The sequence below is a fragment of the Streptomyces sp. NPDC054757 genome, assembly GCF_053612185.1.
Map to the genome: position 1 here is coordinate 113087 of NZ_JBSHBW010000019.1, position 20026 is coordinate 133112.

Genomic DNA, 20026 nt, shown 5'->3' on the forward strand with positions numbered 1-20026 from the left:
GCCGGGATCACCCGTCCGGCTCAACGGGGCGCCCGGTGGCACGGATCTCCCGACATGCCCGAGCGCGCGAGTCGGGTAAGACTGGGGGCCGGGAGCGGGGCGTGGACGCAGGCGTTCCGAGGGCCCGCCGCCTTGATGCGGGCGTCCGGCTCCTGCCGCATCCGCTCGCCCGGAGGCGCACGGCCGGACCGCATATTCCGGGAACGCAAGCATTGCCTCGCCACCCCTGGACTTGCGCGCGGATGCGGAGTTCTCTGGCAACGGGACAGTGCGCGCACATCTGCACGGGGGTTTGGCACACAGGGCACAACTGATCTCTCGGCGAATTGGGGCGCTTCGATGTCATCAACACTCGTCCGGAACCACCGGTCCGTGGCTGCGACTTCCCCGGAGGAAGCGGTCGCACGCGCCCGCGACTGGGCCGAGATCCAGGAACGGATGCTGGTGCCGCTCTACGAAGCGGTCTACAAGCGCCTTGACGCGGGCAGCGCCACCCGGCTGCTCGGTATCGGCTGCGGCTCGGGGCTCGCCCTGCTCATGGCCGCCGCCCGCGGCGCGAGCGTCACCGGTGTGGACACGCACGCCGAGCGCATCGCGCTGGCCCGCGAGCGGCTGCTGCCCGAAGGCCCCGACAGCACGAACAGCACCGATGCCGCGCCGGGCGCCCCGCGCGGGCGGGCCCGGCTGGTGCACGGCAGCCCCGCCGACGCTTCCGGCGGCATGGCGGCGCCGTACAACCTGCTGACCGCCTTCGAGCCGATGGGCGGCGTCACGGACGACCCGGACGGGCCGGTGCCGGCCGTCGAGGACGCGGTGCCGCTGATGGAGCGCGGCAGTGCGGTGGTGCTGACCGGCTGGGGGCCGCCCGAGCGCTGCGCGGCGGCGGGCGTCCTGCGGGTCGCCACCCGACTGGCCGATGCCGTGCGCAGGCCGCGGAGGGACGATCTGGAGGAGGTGGCGGCGCGTGCCGGGCTGAAGCTCGACGGATCGGGCCGGGTGGCCTGCCCGTTCGGCTACGCGGACATCCGGAGCGCGGTACGCGGGCTGCTGTCGACCGGGCTGTTCGACGCGGCGATACGGGCGACCGGCCAGGACCAGGTGAAGAAGGAGGTCGCCGAGGCGCTCCACCCCCATCTGCGGCGCGACGGCACGGTGTGGCTGCCGAACATCTTCCGTTACGTGGTCGCCCGGACCGCCTGACCACCGGACGCCGGGGCACCTCCCCGTAGCCGCCCCACCACCGTCGCACCACGCGGAAGCGGCCCGTGCCCCCGGATGTCCGGGAAGTACGGGCCGCTTCGGCGTCCGGGACGGGTCAGCCCATGAACTTCTTGAACTCGTCGGGGAGTTCGAAGTTCTTCGCATCCTCACCGGACGGCAGGCCCGGCGCGCTCCCCTGCTCCCGGCGGGCCGCGGCGGCCTGCTCCTCCGCCTTGCGCTTCATCGGGTTACCGCTCTTGCGCTTGCCCTTGGCCTGCTTCTGCTGCTTCTTCTGGCGGCCGGGGCCGCCACCCATGCCCGGCATCCCCGGCATCCCCGGCATGCCGCCGCCCTGGGCCATCCGCGACATCATCTTGCGTGCCTCGAAGAACCGCTCGACCAGGCTCTTCACGGCGCTGACCTCGACACCCGAGCCCTTGGCCACCCGGGCCCGGCGCGAGCCGTTGATGATCGTCGGGTCCTGGCGCTCGGCCGGGGTCATCGACTTGATGATCGCGGCGGTGCGGTCCACGTCCCGCTCGTCGATGTTGTTGATCTGGTCCTTCATCTGTCCCATGCCGGGCAGCATGCCGAGCAGCTTGGAGATGCTGCCCATCTTCCTGACCTGCTCCATCTGAGCCAGGAAGTCGTCGAGCGTGAAGTCCTTGCCGCCCTTGCTGCTCGCCAGCTTGGAGGCCATCTGCTCGGCCTCGGCCTGGCTGAAGGTCTGCTCGGCCTTCTCGATCAGGCTGAGCATGTCGCCCATGCCGAGGATCCGGGACGCCATGCGGTCCGGGTGGAACGTGTCGAACTCGTCCAGCTTCTCGCCGTTGGAGGCGAACATGATCTGCCGGCCGGTGACATGCGCGATGGAGAGCGCCGCACCACCGCGTGCGTCACCGTCGAGCTTGGAGAGCACCACACCGTCGAAGCCGACGCCGTCGCGGAAGGCCTCGGCGGTGTTGACCGCGTCCTGGCCGATCATCGCGTCGACCACGAAGAGGACCTCGTCGGGGCTGACGGCGTCGCGGATGTCCGCGGCCTGCTGCATCAGCTCCTGGTCGATGCCCAGACGGCCCGCGGTGTCGACCACGACGACGTCGTACTGCTTGGACTTGGCGAACTCGATCGAGTCCTGTGCGACCTTCACCGGGTCGCCGACGCCGTTGCCCGGCTCGGGGGCGTACACGGCGACGCCGGCGCGCTCGGCGACCACGCTCAGCTGGTTGACGGCGTTGGGACGCTGGAGGTCACAGGCGACCAGCAGCGGGGTGTGGCCCTGGCCCTTGAGCCAGAGGCCGAGCTTCCCGGCGAGGGTCGTCTTGCCCGCGCCCTGGAGGCCCGCGAGCATGATCACGGTCGGCGGCTGCTTGGCGAAGCGGAGGCGGCGGGTCTCGCCACCGAGGATGCCGATGAGCTCCTCGTTGACGATCTTGATGACCTGCTGGGCCGGGTTCAGCGCCTGGGAGACCTCGGCGCCGGCCGCGCGCTCCTTGATCTGCTTGATGAAGGCACGGACGACGGGCAGCGCGACATCGGCCTCAAGCAGGGCGATACGGATTTCGCGCGCGGTGGCATCGATGTCCGCCTCGCTGAGGCGCCCTTTGCCCCGGAGGTTCTTGAAAGTCGCGGCAAGGCGGTCGGAGAGGGTATCGAACACGGCGGTCGCGGATCCTCGGGTCGGGGGCGGGGGGACGGTTGGACCCCAGGGTATCCGGACGCGGCGGGTCGGGTCTGCCCCTGCCCCCGACCGGGGTCCTGAGCAGGGGGCGGAACCGGGGCGGGACCAGGGTGACCAGCGGGTGGACCGGGGCCACCGTGGCTGCCGCCGCCCCGCCGCTCACTTCCGCAGCCCGGCCTCCACCTCCCGGGCAAGACCGGCCGCGGCGTCCGCCCCGAGCGGGCCCCCGTCGGGTCCCGTCACATAGAACGCGTCCACCGCGCTCGCCCCCAGCGTGGAGACATGTGCGCTGCGCACCGTCACCCCGGCCGCCTCCAGTACCCGGCCGATCCGGTACAGCAGGCCCGGGGCATCCTGGGCGCGGACCTCGATCACCGTGGCCAGCCGGGACCCCGCCGGGGCCACCCTCACGCTGGGCGGCGGGGCCTGGATGCCGCGGCGGCGCGGGTGGGCCGCCTCGCGTTCGGCCAGTCTGGCGCGTACGTCGAGTGAGCCGTCCAGCGCCCGTACGAGATCGGCGCGCAGCCGGGCGGCCTGCGGCAGCGACCCGTACTCGGCCGCCACCCGCCAGGTCAGCAGCAGCACCGCCGACCGGCCGTCGTCGGGGCCGGCGGGCGGCTCGACGGTGCGCAGATCGGCCGCGCGTACGGTCAGCCGGTGCAGCGCCAGGACCCCGGCGACGGCGGGCAGGACGCCGGGCCGGTCGCGGAGCGCGATGAGCAGCTCCGCGCCCACCGGCTCCGGTGCGCCGTCCTCCTGCGGCTCCTCGGCCCTGGTGTGCAGGGCCAGCGCGGGACCGCCGGTGCGCAGGGCCTCGACGGCCAGCCGTTCGTGCTCGGCGCCCGGCGCTCCGGTCTCCGGTTCCTCGGGTTCCTCCCCCGCCAGGACCGCGGCGGCCCGTGCGACCAGCTCTGCCACGAGCGAGGCCCGCCAGGACGACCAGGCCGCGGGGCCGGTCGCCAGTGCGTCCGCCTCGGTCAGCGCGTGCAGCAGCTCCAGGGTGGCGGCGGACTTCACCGCCGCGGCGACCGCGCGCACGGTCGCCGGGTCGTCCAGGTCGCGCCGGGTGGCCGTCTCGGCCAGCAGCAGATGGTGGCGTACGAGCGTGGCGAGCACCTCGGTGTCGGCGGCATCGAAGCCGATCCGGGCGGCCATGTCGCGTGCGATGGTCTCGCCCGCCACCGCGTGGTCGCCGGGCCAGCCCTTGCCGATGTCGTGCAGCAGGGCGGCGACGAGCAGCAGGTCGGGCCGGGCCACCCGGCGGGTCAGCGCGGAGGCCCGCACGGCGGTCTCGACGAGGTGCCGGTCGACCGTCCAGGTGTGCACGGCGTTCCGCTGCGGCCTGCACCGCACCCGCTCCCAGTCCGGCAGCACCCCGCTGATCAGCCCTTCCGCCTCCAGCGCCTCCCAGACCTGCACCGTGGACGGGCCGGCGCCGAGCAGGGTCACCAGCTGTTCACGTGCCTCGGCCGGCCAGGGCACCGGCAGGGGGCGTGCGCCGCCCGCCAGCCTGCGTACGGCGTGCGGGGAGACCGGCAGCCCGGCCTGGGCCGCCGCCGCTGCCGCCCGCAGCGGCAGTACGGGGTCGCGCTCGGGTCGCGCGGTGCGGGCCAGCACCACCTCGCCCTCCAGCTCCACCACGCCTTCGGCGAGCGGGGTCCGCGGGGCCGCCGCGGTCCTGCCCGCGCCACCGCCGAGCAGGGCGCGCAGCCGGGGACGTGCGGAGCGGGCGCGCAGCACCCGGTTGACCTCGCGCCAGGTGACGTCGGCGGCGTACGAGATGGTCCGCGCGGCTTCGTACACCTCGCGCAGCAGGGCGTCGGCGTCCAGCAGGCCGATCTCGGCCGCGACCTGGTCCTGTTCCTGGAGGGCGAGGCGTTCGGTGGCGCGCCCGGTCACCAGATGCAGCGCGTCCCGGGCGTCGAGGAGCTGTCTGCGGGCGCCGTCGAGCCCCTCGCGGGGCGCGTCGGCCAGCCAGGACGCGGCGACGGCCCGCAGCGCCGTGGCGTCCCGGAGTCCGCCTCTGGCCTCCTTGATGTCGGGTTCCAGGAGGAACCGCAGCTCGCCCTGGCGTCCGGCGCGCTCCTGGCACAGCTCGTAGAGCTCGGGCAGCCGCTTCGGGGCCTGGTTGCGCCAGTCGGCGCGTACGGCGGTGCGCAGCCCGGCGGTGAGCCCCGGGTCGCCCGCGACATGCCGGGCGTCGAGGAGACCGAGCTGAACCCTGAGGTCATCGCCCGCCGTCCTGCGCGCCTCGGCGGGGGTCCGTACGGAGTGGTCGAGGTCCAGCCCCAGATCCCACACCGGGTACCAGATCCGGTCGGCGAGCGAGGCGATGGCGCCCGGCTCGGCCTTCCCGTCGTGCAGCAGGAGCAGGTCCAGGTCGCTGCGCGGGGAGAGCTCACCGCGTCCGTACCCGCCGACGGCCACCAGGGCGGCGCCGCGCACCCCGGCGGCCTCTGCGGCCGGGGTGAAGAGCGCGGCCGTCCACGCGTCGGTGAGCCGGGCGAGGGCCGCGCGGCGGGGCGGCCCCGGGTCCGTCTTCTCCTGGAGGAGGCGGAGCCGGGCCGCCGCGTAACCGCCGGATTCCCGGTCGTCGTCCTGCTGACCGGTCGTGTCGGTCATGTCGTCGGCACTCGTCACCCGGCAGTTCCCGTCTCTCGTCGTTCAGAGCGCGTCAGGCTCTCGTCGTCAGAGCGCGTCAGGGCCGCGTTCGCCGGTCCTGACCCGGATCGCGGTCTCGACCGGGACGCTCCAGACCTTGCCGTCGCCGATCTTGCCGGTCCTGGCCGCCTGCACCACCACATCGATGAGCTGTTCGGCCTCCGCGTCCTCGGCCAGGACCTCGATCCGGATCTTCGGGACCAGGTCCACGGTGTACTCGGCGCCCCGGTAGACCTCGGTGTGGCCGCGCTGGCGGCCGTAGCCGCTGGCCTCGGTGACCGTGAGGCCCTGGACGCCGAAGCCCTGGAGGGCCTCCTTGATCTCGTCCAGCCGGTGCGGCTTCACGACCGCGGTGATGAGCTTCATGCGTCCACCTTCTTGTTCGCGGGGCCCGACCCGGTCGGCTTCCTGTCCGTGGGGCCCGGTCCGGCCGGGGGGCCCGCATCGGCCGGCCGGCCGGTTCCCTGGCCCGGGGCGGTCGCGGCTGTCCTGGAGCCGCCGCCCGCTCCGCTGTGGTCGTACGCCGTCTCGGCGTGTTCGTGCTGGTCGATGCCTGCGACCTCGACCTCGTCGGTGACCCGCATCCCCATGGTCCGGTCGATCAGGAAGGCCAGTCCCGCCGATACGGCGAGCGAGTAGCCGAGGACCGAGAAGACCCCGACGGCCTGGATGCCGAGCTGGTGGAAGCCGCCGCCGTAGAAGACGCCCGCCACGTCGGACTGCACTCCGCCGGTGGCGAAGAAGCCGATGAGCAGGGATCCGACGACGCCCCCGACCAGATGGACGCCCACCACGTCGAGCGAGTCGTCGAAACCGAAGCGGTACTTGAGGCCGACGGCCATGGCGCACAGCACCCCCGCGATGGCACCGACCGCGATCGCGCCGAGCGGGCTGACGGCGCCGCCGGACGGGGTGATGGCCACCAGTCCGGCCACGGCCCCGGAGGCCGCTCCGAGCGTGGTGCAGGAGCCGTGGCGGAGTTTCTCGTACGCGAGCCAGGCGAGCATCGCCGCCGCGGCGGCGACCTGGGTGTTGATGAACATCACCGCGCCGACGCCGTCGTCGTTGCCCAGCCACGATCCGGCGTTGAACCCGAACCAGCCGAACCACAGGAGCGCAGCGCCGAGCATCACCAGCGGGAGGCTGTGCGGGCGCATCGGGTCCTTTCTGAAGCCGATGCGCCTGCCGGTCACCAGGATCACGCCGAGCGCGGCCGCGCCCGCGTTGATGTGGACCGCCGTACCGCCGGCGAAGTCGATGACGCCCTTCGTGAAGAGCCAGCCGTCGGACGCCCAGACCCAGTGCGCGACCGGGAAGTAGACGACGGTCACCCAGCCCACGATGAACAGCGCCCAGGCGGTGAACTTCACCCGGTCGGCCAGCGCCCCGCTGATCAGGGCCGGGGTGATGATCGCGAACATCAGCTGGAAGACGGCGAAGACATAGACCGGGATGGTGTAGCCCGGCCAGAGCTGGGTGAGTCCGATGCCGCTGAGTCCGATGTACCCCTTGGACCAGCCGAGGAATCCGTTGCCCGATCCGAAGGCGACGCTGAATCCGTACAGCACCCAGAGGACCGTGACGATCCCGAGGCTGATGAAGCTCATCATCAGCATGTTGAGGGTCGATTTGACCCGGACCATGCCTCCGTAGAAGAAGGCCAGGCCCGGGGTCATGACCATCACCAGGGCCGAGCAGATGAGCATGAACCCGGTGTTGGCGGGGGACAGCTTCGAGGCTTCTGCAGCAAGGGTCATGCCTCAGAGACTGACGCCGCGCGGTTTCGGCGGGCGCCCCGTGATGTTTCACCGCGGTGACGAAGAGGCGCGGCGTGTTACGCCCGGATGAAGCGCGGGGCCGGACGGGTGATCGGAGGCCCTGCCGTATCCCCCCGCCCCGGGGTGGAGAACCGGCCACGACGGTCACCCTGTTGACCTGGCATGGGGGAGCCGAGTCGGGCATCACGGGGTGACTGTCGCGGCCGGGGCCTTGGGGTCCTGCTGCGGCGCTCTGCTGTTGTGTCCTGCGGCGGTGTCCAGCAGTCGTGTACTCCTGCGGTGTCCCGCAGTCGTGTACCGCCGCCCGCCTCAGACCGCCTCGGCGGTCTCGGGCAGCTGCGCGGCGAGCCGCTCGGTGAGGTCGATGACCGCCGGGACCTCGCCGAAGTTCCTGACCGCCGTGTCGACGGTCTTGCGGAGCCTGGTGTTGACCCGCTCGGAGCGGACACGGGTGGCGATGTCCAGGGCCTGGGCGGCGAACGACGTGGAGTGCTCCGGCTCCCGCTTCAGCAGATGGACGGTGGCCATGCCGACGAGGTTCAGGGCGTACGAACGCTGGTGCTCCTCGTCCTTCTCGAAGAGCGCGACCGCGTTGTCGAGTACCGGCTCGGCGAGCGAGGCGTAGGTGGGGCTGCGGCCCGCCACATAGGCGAGGTCGCGGAACGAGTGGCCGTTCTCGCCGTTCAGCTCGGCCTCGGAGAAGAAGCGGATCCAGTCGGGCTCGGGCTCGCCGTCGACGCCCGCGTCGGAGAAGGTGTCCTCGGCCATCCGCACGGCTCGTTTGCACTTGCTCGGCTGGCCCATGTTGGCGTAGGCGCGGGCCTCCATCGCATACAGCATCGCCTGGGTGCGGGGGGTGGCGCACTCGCGGCTGCCGTACTGGGCGAGGTGGACGAGTTCCAGGGCGTCGTCGGGGCGGCCGAGATGGATCATCTGGCGGCTCATCGAGGACAGGATGTACGAGCCGAGCGGCTTGTCCCCGGCCTCCTTGGCCGCGTGCAGGGCGAGCACGAAGTACTTCTGGGCGGTGGGCTGGAGACCTACGTCGTAACTCATCCACCCGGCCAGCTCGGCCAGTTCGGCGGCGCACCGGAACAGCCGCTTCGACGTGGCCCCCGGCTGCGGTTCCTGCAGCAGGTCGGTCACCTCGTGCAGCTGCCCGACGACCGCCTTGCGGCGCAGCCCGCCGCCGCACTGGGCGTCCCACTGGCGGAACATCACCGTGGTGGACTCCAGCAGTTCGAGCTCGGGCCGCGACAGCCGGGAGGGGCGCCGTGCGTGGTCGGCGGGGAGTTCGGCGGCGGTCTCGCCCGGGGGCGTCGGCACCAGCCAGCGCTGCATCGGCTCGATGAGCGTGGGGCCCGCGGCCAGGGCGAGCGAGGCGCCCAGGAAGCCGCGCCGGGCGAGCATCAGGTCGCTGCGGGAGAACTCACTGAGCAGCGAGACGGTCTGCGGGCCCGCCCAGGGCATGTCGACGCCGGAGACGGACGGCGACTGGTGCGCCGCACGCAGCCCCAGGTCCTCGACGGCGACCACACTGCCGAAGCGTTCGGAGAACAGCTCCGAGAGGATGCGCGGAATGGGCTCACGCGGCTGTTCACCGTCGAGCCAGCGCCGCACCCGCGAGGTGTCGGTGCTGATGTGGTGCGCGCCCATCTGCCGCGCCCGTCGGTTCACCTGGCGCGCCAGCTCGCCCTTCGACCATCCGCTGCGCACGAACCACGAACCGAGCTTCTCGTTCGGGCGTTTGCCGGCACCCGTCTCGCCGTCGCCACTGCCGCCCACTGGAACGCCCCCATCCCGCTGAAGCCTCGTTACGCCAACCCATATCAGAATGCCGTGAGTTGAGGTCTACTGTCCGGCACTTCGCACCCTGTCGAACAGAGAACCGGCTTGCCCCCGGCATACCCGTGAACGCATCCGACCCGAGGGTTCGTGCACTGAAAGTAATCCTACGATCACGCGCCTGGCGAGGCGATCCCGGAAACGCCACCATTCGCCACCCCTTCACATGAACGCGCCTGCCGCCAGGCGCGATTCACTGGAAACTCGACGATCAGGATCGGGTGGAGCGATGCACGCCGGGGCGCGTGAACCGTTCCGCACCACCCCCAACGTCCCCCCACGCCTCCCCGACCAGGGTGTTTGCGACACAGGGTGACGGAGAGGCTCCAGGTCGTAACCACCGGCGCGTACGACCCGTTGGAGGGGGCATGGGCTTCACTATCGGCGGCATCCGGGACATCCGCTCCGGCACCCGGCGTCGCGGCCGCACATCGGAGAGCACGACCGTGGCCGAGTTCACCGGACTCTGGGGCTGGGACGTGGTGCCCGGTGCGCGCGCGGCGGCGGGCAACTGCTCCTGCGGAGAGGCCGGGTGCGCGTCCCCGGGCGCCCATCCCCTCGGGTTCGCGCCCGAGGTGCCCGCGGGGGCCACCCTCGGTGAGGCCGCAAGAGCCTGGTCGCTGACGCCGGGCGCCGCGGTCCTGCTGCCGGTGGGCCGCTGCTTCGACATCATCGACGTCGCGGAGCCCGCGGGGCGCACGGCCCTGATCCGGATGGAGCGGATGGGGCTCCCCCTGGGCCCGGTGAGCGCGACCCCGGACGGCCGGGCGCAGTTCTTCGTGGCCCCCGGCGCCGCCCGCGAACTGCCCGAGCTGCTCTACCGGATGGGCTGGGACGACGCGGACCTCGACCTGCACGGCCTGGGCCCCGGCGAGCACATCACCGCCCCGCCGTCGAACCACCGCGGCCTCGGCCCGGCCCGCTGGCTGCGGCCCCCGTCGCCCGGGACGGCCGGCGGCCCGCCCCAGGCCCGGCTACTGCTCGGCACTCTCGCCTACATCTGCCACCGTCACGTACCCGCCTGACCCGCCTTCCGTGCCGGCCGGCGCCGGTGCGGGAGAGCGCGAAGGGCCCCGCCACATCTGCACCGTGTGGCGGGGCCCTTCGCGTGGTACGGGGTCGTCCGGCGGTGGCTCACCGCCGGATACCGGTCCGGGGTCAGTCCCCGACCAGCGCGTCCACGAACGCCTCGGGCTCGAAGGGGGCCAGGTCGTCGGCGCCCTCACCGAGGCCCACCAGCTTGACCGGTACGCCCAGTTCGCGCTGGACCGCGATGACGATGCCGCCCTTGGCCGTACCGTCCAGCTTGGTCAGCACGATGCCGGTGATGTCCACCACCTCGGCGAACACCCGCGCCTGCACCAGGCCGTTCTGCCCGGTCGTCGCGTCCAGCACGAGCAGCACCTCGTCCAGCGGGCCGTGCTTCTCCACGACCCGCTTGACCTTGCCGAGCTCGTCCATCAGGCCGGTCTTGGTGTGCAGCCGACCGGCGGTGTCGATGAGGACGACATCGGCGCTCTCCTTGATGCCCTCCTTCACCGCGTCGTACGCGATCGACGCCGGGTCGCCGCCCTCAGGGCCGCGGACCGTGCGCGCCCCGACCCGTTCGCCCCAGGTCTGGAGCTGGTCGGCGGCGGCCGCCCGGAAGGTGTCGGCAGCGCCGAGCACCACACTGCGGCCGTCGGCCACCAGGACCCGGGCGAGCTTGCCGGTGGTGGTGGTCTTGCCGGTGCCGTTGACCCCGACGACCATGACGACGCCCGGGGTCTCCAGACCGCCCTCGGTTCTGACCGCGCGGTCGAAGTCCGTACCGAGCAGATTCAGCAGCTCTTCGCGCAGCAGGACGCGGAGGTCCTCCGGGGTGCGGGTGCCGAGCACCCGGACCCGCTCACGCAGCCGCTCGACCAGCTCCTGGGTCGGCGCGACTCCGACATCGGCCGTGAGCAGGGTGTCCTCGATCTCCTCCCAGGTCTCCTCGTCGAGGTTGTCCCGGGAGAGCAGGGTGAGCAGTCCCTTGCCCAGCGAGTTCTGCGAACGGGCGAGCCGGGCACGCAGCCGTACGAGACGGCCCTCGGCCGGTTCCGGGATCTCGATCCGCGGCGGGGCCGGCTCCGCGACCACCGGGTCCTCGACGGCGACGGGGGCGCCCACGGCCTCGTCGGCGGGCGGGAGATCCACCTCCTCGATGGTGCGGCGCGACTCGTCGCGCGGTGGGGCAGCGTCCTCGCCGACCTGGGGTTCGGCGGGAGGCGCTGTGATGGTCGGCGCACTCGGCGGTGCTGTGGGGGGCAGCTGCTTCTTCTTGCGGCTGCTGACCACGAGCCCGCTGATCGCGCCGACAGCGACCAGGGCGATGACTACAGCAAGGATCACGATTTCCATAACCCACCCAGTATCAGTCACGGCTCGGCGTTCGGTCACAGCCCGGCCGTGCGCACCTTCGTGGGTTCGCACAAGGGACTAAATCCTCTATTTGAAATTTTCCCGCCGCCCCTACCATGATGTCGCTGTCTACGCGCGTCACATCACTTCTCGCCCCGTCCCCAACTCCCCTCACACGTGCACGGAGTACCCCATGCCCCACGCCTCCGACGTCGAAGGCGCGGTGGAGACCCGCGGTCTCGAACCGGTCCCGGACAATGAACGCAAAGGCCGTGTCCGCGACCTGATCCCGACCTGGGTTGCCGCCAATATCAGTGTGCTGCTGCTCGCGATGGGCGCGAGTCTGGTCGTCGCCGACAAGCTGAACTTCTGGCAGGCGCTGATCGCCGCCTTCGCCGCCCCGGTCATCAGTTACGGGCTGGTCGGCTTCATCTCCATCGCGGGCAAGCGCGGCGGCGCCCCCGGCATGGCCCTGTCCCGCTCGGTCTTCGGCCAGCGCGGCAATCTGCTGCCCGGCTCACTGATCTGGATCGCCCGCTGGGGCTGGGAGACGATCAACGCGGTGACCGGCGCGTACGCGCTGCTGACCGTCCTCGACATCTGTTTCTCCATCCACAGCAGCACGCCGCTGATCATCGTGACCCTGCTGCTGTTCGTCGCCGCCACCTTCCTGATCTCGGGCCTCGGCATCAACGCCCTGCACCTGTGCAACAAGTGGTCCACCTATCTCTTCGGGATCTTCTCCGTCCTGGTCCTCGTCTATCTGATCGCCGACACCGACTGGTCCGCCGTCTTCGCCAAGCCGGCCGGCACCACGGCCTCCCTGGTCGCGGGCATCGGCCTGATCGCGGCCGGCGGTCTCAGCTGGGTCCCGTCAGGGCCGGACTTCGCGCGGTATCTGCCGCGGCGCTCATCGGGCGGGGGCATGATCGGGGCGTCCATCGGCGGTGCGGGCATCGTCGTCCTGCCGATGGTGCTGATGGGCGCGGTGATGGCGGTCTCCACGCCGGACCTCGCGCACGCCGCCGACCCGGTCTCCTTCCTGGGCAAGGTGCTGCCGATGTGGATCGCGGTGCCGTATCTGCTGATCGCCGTGGTCGGCATGGTCCTGATCAACGCGATGTCGATGTACTCGGCCGGCTTCACCGCGCTGACCCTCGGCATCCGGGTGCCGCGGGCCTGGGCGGTCTCGGTGAACGCGGTGATCAGCGTGGTGCTCGGGCTGATCCTGATGCTCGCGGCGACCAGCTTCCTCGGCTCCTTCGTCGCGTTCCTCTCGCTGCTCGCGGTGGCCTTCTCCGCCTGGATCGGGGTGTTCGGCGCGGACATGCTGCTCGGCCGCGTCTACGACCCGGTGGCCCTGATGGACACCACCAGGACCAGCGCCTACTGGTACCGGGGCGGCTTCAGCCCCGCCGCCGTCATCGCCTGGCTGGCCGCGCTGGTCACCGGATTGCTGTTCACCACGGCGGGCACCGCGGACTCCGCCTGGTTCAGCGGCCCCTTCGCCGACAGCTGGCTCGGCCGCAACGGCCTCGGCTGGGTGGTCACCATCCTGGTCTCGGGCGTGCTCTACGCCGTACTGCCGAAGCCGAAGGCGCGGTCCGGTACGCAGGGACCCGGCCCGGACGCGGACCGCGAGGCCGCACCCCTACCTATCTGACGCCGCGTCAGCTACCGTCCCCCTTCGCCAGCTCCCACCCGGCGAAGGGGGATTTCCCGTCATGGCCTTCACAGTCGTCAGGTTCAATCTCGTCGATCCGCGGGCGACCCCCGAATCGCTCTCCGCCCGCTACCGCACCGCCCTGGAGATGGCCGCGTACGCCGACGACCGAGGCGTCGACACCGTCCAGACCGAGGAACACCACGGCGCCGGAAACAACTGGCTGCCCTCCCCCTTCGTCTTCGCGGGCTCCGTCTTCGGGGCCACCCGGCGGATCGCGGTCACCGTCTCCGCGATCATCGGCCCGCTCTACGATCCGCTGCGCCTCGCCGAGGACATCGCCGTACTGGACCTGATCAGCGCGGGCCGGCTGGCCACGGTCGCGGGCATCGGCTACCGGCCGGAGGAGTACGCGCAGCAGGGCGTCGAGTGGAGCAGGCGCGGGCGGCTCCAGGACGAGCTGCTCGAAACCCTGCTGACGGCGTGGACCGGCGAAGCGTTCGAGTACCGGGGGCGTACCGTCCGGGTCACCCCGCGCCCGTACACCACCCCGCACCCGCTGCTGCTCGTCGGCGGCTCGTCCCGGGCGGCGGCGCGCCGGGCGGCCCGGCTCGGGCTGCCGCTCTTCCCGAGCGCGTATCTGCCGGAACTTGAGACGTACTACCACGAGCAGCGCGCGGAGCACGGGACCGAGGGCTTCTGCATGATGCCGGAGGCCGAGACGCCCCTGCTGCACATAGCCGAGGACCCCGACCGGGCCTGGGCCGAGTACGGCGAGCACTTCCTGCACGAGGCGCGTACCTACGCCTCCTGGCAGTCGTCCGACATCCACTCCGCGGTCCGTTCGGCGGCGGAGACGGTGGAGGGGCTGCGCAAGGAGGGTGTCTACCGGATCGTCACCCCGGACGAGTGCGTGGCCCTGGCCGCGGGCGGCGCCGGAAGTCTCGTACTGCATCCGCTGTGCGGCGGGATGCCGGTGGACGAGGGCTGGCGCAGTCTGCACCTCTTCGCGGAGCGCGTGCTGCCCCGTATCGGGGACTGAGCAGCGGACCGGGCCGGGGGGGTCAGCCCATCTCCTCCAGGGTCTTGCCCTTGGTCTCCTTCACGAACAGCAGCACGAAGGGGATCGAGAGCACGGCGAAGAGGGTGTAGATCACGTACGTCGCCGAGAGGTTCCAGTCGGAGAGGCTCGGGAAGCTGGCGGTGATCGCCCAGTTGGCGATCCACTGGGCCGAAGCGGCCACCCCGAGAGCGGCGGCACGGATCTTGTTCGGGAACATCTCGCCGAGGAAGACCCAGACGACGACACCCCACGACATGGCGAAGAAGAACACGAACCAGTGGGCGGCGACCAGCGCGACCCAGCCCTGGAGGGTCGGCAGCTTGCCGCCGACGAGATGGTACGAGAACGCCCAGGCCTCCAGGGCGAGTCCGATGACCATGCCGACCGAGCCGATCAGCACCAGCGGCCGGCGGCCGATCCGGTCGACCAGGAGCATGGCGACCACGGTGCCGATGATGTTGATGATGGAGGTGGTGAACGAGTACAGGAACGAGGTCGACGGGTCGATACCCACGGACTGCCAGAGGGTGGCGGAGTAGTAGAAGGCGACGTTGATACCGACCAGTTGCTGGAAGGCCGAGAGCCCGATGCCGATCCAGACGATGCGCTTGAAGTAGAAGCCGCCGCCCAGCAGGTCCCTGAACGTCGACTTGTGTTCGCGCTTCATGGCGAGCCGGATCTCCTGGACCCGTCCTTCGAGGTCGATGTGGTCGCCCTCGACCTCGGTGAGCACCTTCTTGGCCCGGTCCGGTTTGCCGGCCGAGATCAGATAGCGGGGTGACTCGGGGATCGCGAAGGAGAGCAGACCGTAGATGACCGCCGGGATCACCATGACCCCGAGCATCAGCTGCCATGCCTCGACGCCCAGCAGCTTCCCGCGCTGGTTTCCGTTGGCCGTCTGGAGGATGCCGTAGTTGACGAGCTGTGAGACGGCGATGCCGATGACGATCGCGGCCTGCTGGAAGGAGCCGAGCCGGCCGCGGTAGGCGGGCGGCGAGACCTCGGCGATGTAGGCCGGACCGATCACGGAGGCCATCCCGATGCCGAAACCGCCGATGATGCGCCAGAGGGCGAGGTCCCACAGGGCGACCGGCAGGGCGGAACCGACGGCGCTGATGGTGAACAGCACGGACGCGATCTGCATACAGCGGATACGGCCGATGCGGTCGGCGATGCGGCCGGCCGTCGCCGCGCCGATCGCACAGCCGATCAGGGCGATGGCGATCACCTGCGCCAGCGTCGCCGAGCCGACGTTGTACTTGTCCCGGATGCCCTCGACGGCTCCGTTGATCACGGAGCTGTCGTAGCCGAACAGGAAACCGCCCATCGCGGCTGCCGCCGTGATGAAGATGACGTGCGCGAGGTGGTCGGGGGCAGCCGGGCCGCCTCCGGCCTGCGGTGTGTGCGCCGTGCTGGTCACATGAGCTCCTCGGGCCCGTCCTCGATGACGGCCATGGGGTACGGGCCCCTCCAGTTGCGCACAGCTTCCGTGCACGCACCACTTGGGGACCCGCCGGGCGAGGGACCGCTCTCCCCGGGCGGGACCGGCGTGGCGGATGCGCCGGGCCACGGCTCTCAGCGGAGGCGCTGGCTGATGACCTTGGAGACCCCGTCACCCTGCATGGAGACGCCGTACAGCGCGTCGGCGACCTCCATCGTGCGCTTCTGATGAGTGATCACGATGAGCTGGGAGCTCTCCTGGAGCTCCTCCATGATCCGGATCAGCCGCTGGAGGTTGGTGTCGTCGAGCGCGGCCTCCACCTCGTCCATCACATAGAACGGACTGGGCCTGGCCTTGAAGATCGACACCAGCAGGGCCACCGCGGTCAGCGACCGCTCCCCGCCGGAGAGCAGCGAGAGCCGCTTGACCTTCTTGCCCGGCGGCCGTGCCTCGACGTCCACTCCGGTGGTGAGCATGTTGTCCGGGTCGGTGAGGATCAGCCGTCCGTCGCCGCCCGGGAAGAGCCGGGCGAAGACCCCTTCGAACTCGCGTGCGGTGTCGCGGTAGGCCTCGGTGAAGACCTGCTCGACCCGCTCGTCGACCTCCTTGACCACGAGGAGCAGGTCGGCCCGCGTCTTCTTCAGGTCCTCCAGCTGCTCGGAGAGGAATTTGTGCCGCTCCTCCAGCGCGGAGAACTCCTCCAGGGCGAGCGGATTCACCTTCCCGAGTTGCTGGTACGCCCGTTCGGCCGACCTGAGCCGCTTCTCCTGCCCGGCCCGGTCGAAGGGCACCGGCCGGTTCCGCGGATGGTCCGGATCGCCGGGCAGCTCCTCGCCCTCGGCGGCCGGGGACGGCGGCACCGGCTGATCGGGGCCGTACTCGGCCACAAGCCCGGCGGGCTCCACGCCCAGCTCCTCCAGCGCCCTGGTCTCCAGCTGCTCGATCCGCAGCCGCTTCTCGGCCCCGAGCACCTCACCGCGGTGCACCGAGTCGGTGAGCCGGTCGAGTTCGGCCTTCAGGTCCCGGCCCCGGTTGCGCTCCTCGGTCAGCTCCTGCTCGCGCCCGGCCTTCGCCGCATCGGCCGCGGTCCGCTCCTGCCCGGCGCGGACCAGCGACACCTCGACATGGGCGAGCAGCTGACGCGCCCCGTCCGCGACGGCCGACGCGACCGCCGCCTCATGGCGCAGCCGGGCGCGGCGCCGCTCGGCGCGCGCCCGCGCCTCACGCTCGGCGCGCGCTCCCCAGTCGAGTGCCTCGGCCCGCCCCGCGAGCCCCTTGACCCGCTCCTCATGGGTACGGGCCTGGAGCCTGGCCTCCATCTCGGTCTGCCGGGCATTGGCGCCGTCGGCGGCGAGCCGGTCCCGTACGGAGGTGTCCGGCTCCTCCTCCACCGGTGACTCCTCGGCCACCAGCAGGCGTTCCGCCAGCTCCTCGGCCTCGCCGGTCGCGCGCTCCAGGGCCTCCTGGGCCTTGGCGGCGGCCGCCGCCGACCGCTCGGCCTCGCCCGCGGCGCCGCGCGCCTGCCCGGCGAGGCGCCCGAGCTGCTGGGCGACGCCGGACTTCTCCCGGTCGGCCGCCCGCCGCGCCTCAGCCAGCTCGTCGACGAGCGCCGCGCACTCCGCGCGCCGGGCGGCGGCGGCCCGCTGCGCTCCGGCCAGTTCCTCGCACCGGACGGCCAGCTCCGCCAGACCCGCGGCGGCCTCGTCCACGGACGCCTGCACCTCCAGCAGGCTGGGCACACCGGCCGACCCGCCGTGTGCGAAGTGCGCGCCCAGGACGTCGCCTTCGGCGGTCACCGCGGTGAGGCCGGGCCGCCTGGCGATCAGCTCCTCGGCGTCTTCGAGGGTGGGTACGACGACGATGTCGCGCAGCAGCCGGTGCACCCCGGGCAGCAGCTCGGCCGGGCCGCCGACCAGATCGACGGCGAAGGGCGCGGCGAGCGCGACGGCGGCGCGGTCCGGGCCGGGCCGCGGCCCACCGGACGTGCTGCCGGACCCCCCGCCCTGAGCGCGGCGGGAACCGGTGCCGCTGTCCCCCCGCTCCCCCGGGCTCCCGTCCGCCCGGTCACCCGGGGCGGTCTGCGTACCGTCCTCGCCGTGCCGGGCATCCGGCACCTCCGAAGCCGCCTGCTCGCCCTCGCCCCGCCGGGCATCCGGCACCCCCGAAGCGGGCGGCTCCGTGCTCTCCGCGCTGTGCCCGGCGCCGGGTCCCCCTGAAGCGACCTCCGTACCGTCCCCGCCCTGCCGGGCGCCCGGCATCTCCGGGGCCGCCTCCCCGCCTTCGCCCTCGCCCCGGCGGGCATCCGGCACCTCCGCAGCCCCGTCGCCCGATGGGCCTCCGGCCCCCGTACGCGCCTGGCCCGGCAGCCCCCCGGCGCCGGAATCCCGCGGCACCGCCGCGGCGGTGCCGGGCAGCAGCGTCGCGCGGCCCGCGTCCTGCTTGCGGAGGCGGCGGATCGCGTCCGCCGCGGTGGCCGTGTCACGTACCGCGAGCGCGTCGGCGGCCAGGCCCAGTGCCGCCGCCACCGGGACCTCGTAACCCGCGGCCACTGTGAGCAGCTCCGCGACCGGGCCCAGCAGACCGGCCGGACGGTCGTCCGCGCCGAGCAGCACACCGGTGCCGTCCTTGCGGCGCAGTCCGAGCGCCAGCGCCTCGTGCCTGGCCGACAGCGCGGCCCGCTCCCGCTCGGCGGCCGTGGCCGCCTCCCGGGACGCGGTCAGCCCGCTCTCCGCCTCCGCCAGCGCGGACTTCGCCGCGCCGTGCCGGTCGGCGAGTTCCCGGTCACCGGCGTCGAGCCCGTCGACTTCGGCTCTGAGCTGCTCGTACTCCTGCTGGGCCGCTTCGGCGCGCTCCTGGGCACCGTCCCGTGCCTCGGCGAGCCTGTCGATCTCGGCCTGCGCCGAACCGGCCCTGCTGCGGGCGGCGTTGACCTGTCCGTTCAGCCGGGCGAGCCCCTCGCGCCGGTCGGCGATGGCACGTGCGGCGTCCCTGAGCCTGCGTTCCTCGGCGGCCAGTTCCCGTTCCAGTTCGGCCCGGTGCGCCGAGGTGTCCTCCAAGGCCCGCTCGGCGGACTCCAGGGCGGCCTCCAGCTCCGCCTCCTGTTCCCGGATCCTGGCCGCCTCGCGCTCCATGTCCTCCGGGTCGCGGCCCCGCCGCTCCTCATCGGGCGCGGCGGACGCGCTCTTCACCCGGGCGTCGGCGAGCGAGACCGTGCCACGCACCCGCTCGGCCAGCTGCGACAGCTCGTACCAGGTCTGCTGGGCGCGCTGGAGCCGGGGAGCGAGCTGTCGTACCTCTTCCTCCAGACCGGCCTCACGGGAGAGCGCGGCCCTGAGCGCCGCCTCCGCCGTCTCCCGGCGCTGCTTCAGCGCGGCCTCGTCGGCGATCTCGCTGCGCAGCGCCCGGCGCATGGTCACCAGGTCGTCGGCGAGGAGCCGCAGCCTCGCGTCCCTGAGATCGGCCTGGATGACGGCGGCGCGCCGGGCGACCGCGGCCTGCCGTCCCAACGGTTTGAGCTGGCGGCGCAGTTCGTCGGTGAGGTCCTGCACCCGCGCGAGGTTGGCCTGCATCGCGTCCAGCTTCCGCAGCGCCTTCTCCTTGCGCTTGCGGTGCTTCAGTACGCCCGCGGCCTCCTCGATGAAGGCCCGGCGCCCCATCGGATCCGCGTGCAGGACCGAGTCGAGCTGCCCCTGTCCGACGATGACGTGCATCTCCCGGCCGATCCCGGAATCCGAGAGGAGTTCCTGGATGTCGAGGAGCCGGCAGGTGTCGCCGTTGATCTGGTACTCACTGCCGCCATTGCGGAACATGATCCGGGTGATCGTGACTTCCGCGTACTCGATGGGCAGCGCACCGTCGGAGTTGTCGATGGTGAGCGAGACCTCGGCGCGGCCCAGCGGTGGCCGTCCCGTCGTCCCGGCGAAGATGACGTCTTCCATCTTTCCGCCGCGCAGCGATTTGGCGCCCTGTTCTCCCATGACCCAGGAGAGCGCGTCGACCACATTGGACTTGCCCGATCCATTGGGCCCCACGACACAAGTGATGCCGGGCTCGAACCGGAGGGTGGTGGCCGAGGCGAAGGATTTGAACCCGCGGAGGGTCATGGCCTTGAGGTGCACGCCGCCGGACTCTACCTTTCACTGCCGGTTTCGCCCCTGAAGGTGCAGGGCACATCAGACGGTAAAGGAAGCCTGGGCGGGGGTGTGTGACCGGGGGAAGGACCGGGGCGGGCCGGGGGAACAGAAAGAAGGGACGCCGAAGCGTCCCTTGCATATCCTTGCGCATTGGATTTCAAGCGGCTTTACGGATCAGC

General features: G+C 72.0%; 12 protein-coding genes. 4 read left to right on the forward strand and 8 right to left on the reverse strand.

Translation table 11 applies throughout. The annotated features are described in order from the left end of the window. Positions 1-339: 339 nt before the first annotated feature. Positions 340-1200: a methyltransferase domain-containing protein gene (locus ACWGKJ_RS22350; protein ID WP_385021713.1), complete on the forward strand. Its 861-nt coding sequence runs from the start codon at positions 340-342 to the stop codon at positions 1198-1200. 115 nt (positions 1201-1315) lie between these two features. Here ACWGKJ_RS22350 and ffh read toward each other — a convergent pair whose 3' ends face one another. The 5 genes from ffh to nsdA form a co-directional block, all read right to left on the reverse strand. Continuing rightward, positions 1316-2860 (reverse strand): signal recognition particle protein, encoded by a 1545-nt coding sequence (gene ffh, locus ACWGKJ_RS22355; protein ID WP_385021710.1) that lies wholly within the window; start codon positions 2858-2860, stop codon positions 1316-1318. Between the two features lie 180 nt (positions 2861-3040). After that, positions 3041-5503: a [protein-PII] uridylyltransferase gene (locus ACWGKJ_RS22360; protein ID WP_453315800.1), complete on the reverse strand. Its 2463-nt coding sequence runs from the start codon at positions 5501-5503 to the stop codon at positions 3041-3043. A gap of 66 nt (positions 5504-5569) precedes the next feature. Next, on the reverse strand, positions 5570-5908 hold the full coding sequence (locus tag ACWGKJ_RS22365; RefSeq protein WP_385021704.1) for a P-II family nitrogen regulator: 339 nt from the start codon (positions 5906-5908) through the stop codon (positions 5570-5572). Then, positions 5905-7299, reverse strand: coding sequence for an ammonium transporter (locus tag ACWGKJ_RS22370; protein WP_385021701.1), 1395 nt, complete (start codon positions 7297-7299; stop codon positions 5905-5907). Before ACWGKJ_RS22370 ends, ACWGKJ_RS22365 begins: the two co-directional genes overlap by 4 nt. Before the next feature lie 330 nt (positions 7300-7629). Then, the gene (gene nsdA, locus ACWGKJ_RS22375; protein WP_385021698.1) at positions 7630-9105 is read right to left on the reverse strand and encodes a transcriptional repressor NsdA; all 1476 of its coding nucleotides are present in this window, start codon (positions 9103-9105) and stop codon (positions 7630-7632) included. A gap of 428 nt (positions 9106-9533) precedes the next feature. On the opposite strand from nsdA, the gene ACWGKJ_RS22380 reads away from it, so the two are divergent. After that, positions 9534-10190 carry a bifunctional DNA primase/polymerase gene (locus ACWGKJ_RS22380; RefSeq protein ID WP_385021695.1) on the forward strand — a complete coding sequence of 219 codons (657 nt, stop codon included), beginning with the start codon at positions 9534-9536 and terminating at the stop codon, positions 10188-10190. A gap of 133 nt (positions 10191-10323) precedes the next feature. On the opposite strand, the gene ftsY is transcribed toward ACWGKJ_RS22380, so the two are convergent. Further along, complete coding sequence (ftsY, locus tag ACWGKJ_RS22385) at positions 10324-11547, reverse strand: signal recognition particle-docking protein FtsY (RefSeq protein WP_385021692.1); 1224 nt, start codon at positions 11545-11547, stop codon at positions 10324-10326. 193 nt (positions 11548-11740) lie between these two features. Between ftsY and ACWGKJ_RS22390 the strand changes: the two genes are divergently transcribed. Together ACWGKJ_RS22390 and ACWGKJ_RS22395 are read left to right on the forward strand one after the other, a co-directional pair. Beyond that, positions 11741-13210 carry a purine-cytosine permease family protein gene (locus ACWGKJ_RS22390; protein WP_385021689.1) on the forward strand — a complete coding sequence of 490 codons (1470 nt, stop codon included), beginning with the start codon at positions 11741-11743 and terminating at the stop codon, positions 13208-13210. 61 nt (positions 13211-13271) lie between these two features. Further along, on the forward strand, positions 13272-14252 hold the full coding sequence (locus tag ACWGKJ_RS22395) for an LLM class flavin-dependent oxidoreductase (protein ID WP_385021686.1): 981 nt from the start codon (positions 13272-13274) through the stop codon (positions 14250-14252). A gap of 22 nt (positions 14253-14274) precedes the next feature. On the opposite strand, the gene ACWGKJ_RS22400 is transcribed toward ACWGKJ_RS22395, so the two are convergent. Further along, positions 14275-15693: a sugar porter family MFS transporter gene (locus tag ACWGKJ_RS22400; RefSeq protein WP_385021682.1), complete on the reverse strand. Its 1419-nt coding sequence runs from the start codon at positions 15691-15693 to the stop codon at positions 14275-14277. Positions 15694-15848: 155 nt separating this feature from the next. Continuing rightward, on the reverse strand, positions 15849-19832 hold the full coding sequence (locus tag ACWGKJ_RS22405; RefSeq protein ID WP_385021679.1) for an AAA family ATPase: 3984 nt from the start codon (positions 19830-19832) through the stop codon (positions 15849-15851). Positions 19833-20026: the final 194 nt, after the last annotated feature.

What these genes read in the sequence shown, in the direction of transcription:
- ACWGKJ_RS22350 (WP_385021713.1), top strand. Translation starts at nt 340, where the DNA reads ATGTCATCAACACTCGTCCGGAACCACCGGTCCGTGGCTGCGACTTCC.
- ACWGKJ_RS22360 (WP_453315800.1), bottom strand. Translation starts at nt 5,503, where the DNA reads ATGACCGACACGACCGGTCAGCAGGACGACGACCGGGAATCCGGCGGT.
- ACWGKJ_RS22365 (WP_385021704.1), bottom strand. Translation starts at nt 5,908, where the DNA reads ATGAAGCTCATCACCGCGGTCGTGAAGCCGCACCGGCTGGACGAGATC.
- ACWGKJ_RS22370 (WP_385021701.1), bottom strand. Translation starts at nt 7,299, where the DNA reads ATGACCCTTGCTGCAGAAGCCTCGAAGCTGTCCCCCGCCAACACCGGG.
- ACWGKJ_RS22380 (WP_385021695.1), top strand. Translation starts at nt 9,534, where the DNA reads ATGGGCTTCACTATCGGCGGCATCCGGGACATCCGCTCCGGCACCCGG.
- ftsY (WP_385021692.1), bottom strand. Translation starts at nt 11,547, where the DNA reads ATGGAAATCGTGATCCTTGCTGTAGTCATCGCCCTGGTCGCTGTCGGC.
- ACWGKJ_RS22390 (WP_385021689.1), top strand. Translation starts at nt 11,741, where the DNA reads ATGCCCCACGCCTCCGACGTCGAAGGCGCGGTGGAGACCCGCGGTCTC.
- ACWGKJ_RS22395 (WP_385021686.1), top strand. Translation starts at nt 13,272, where the DNA reads ATGGCCTTCACAGTCGTCAGGTTCAATCTCGTCGATCCGCGGGCGACC.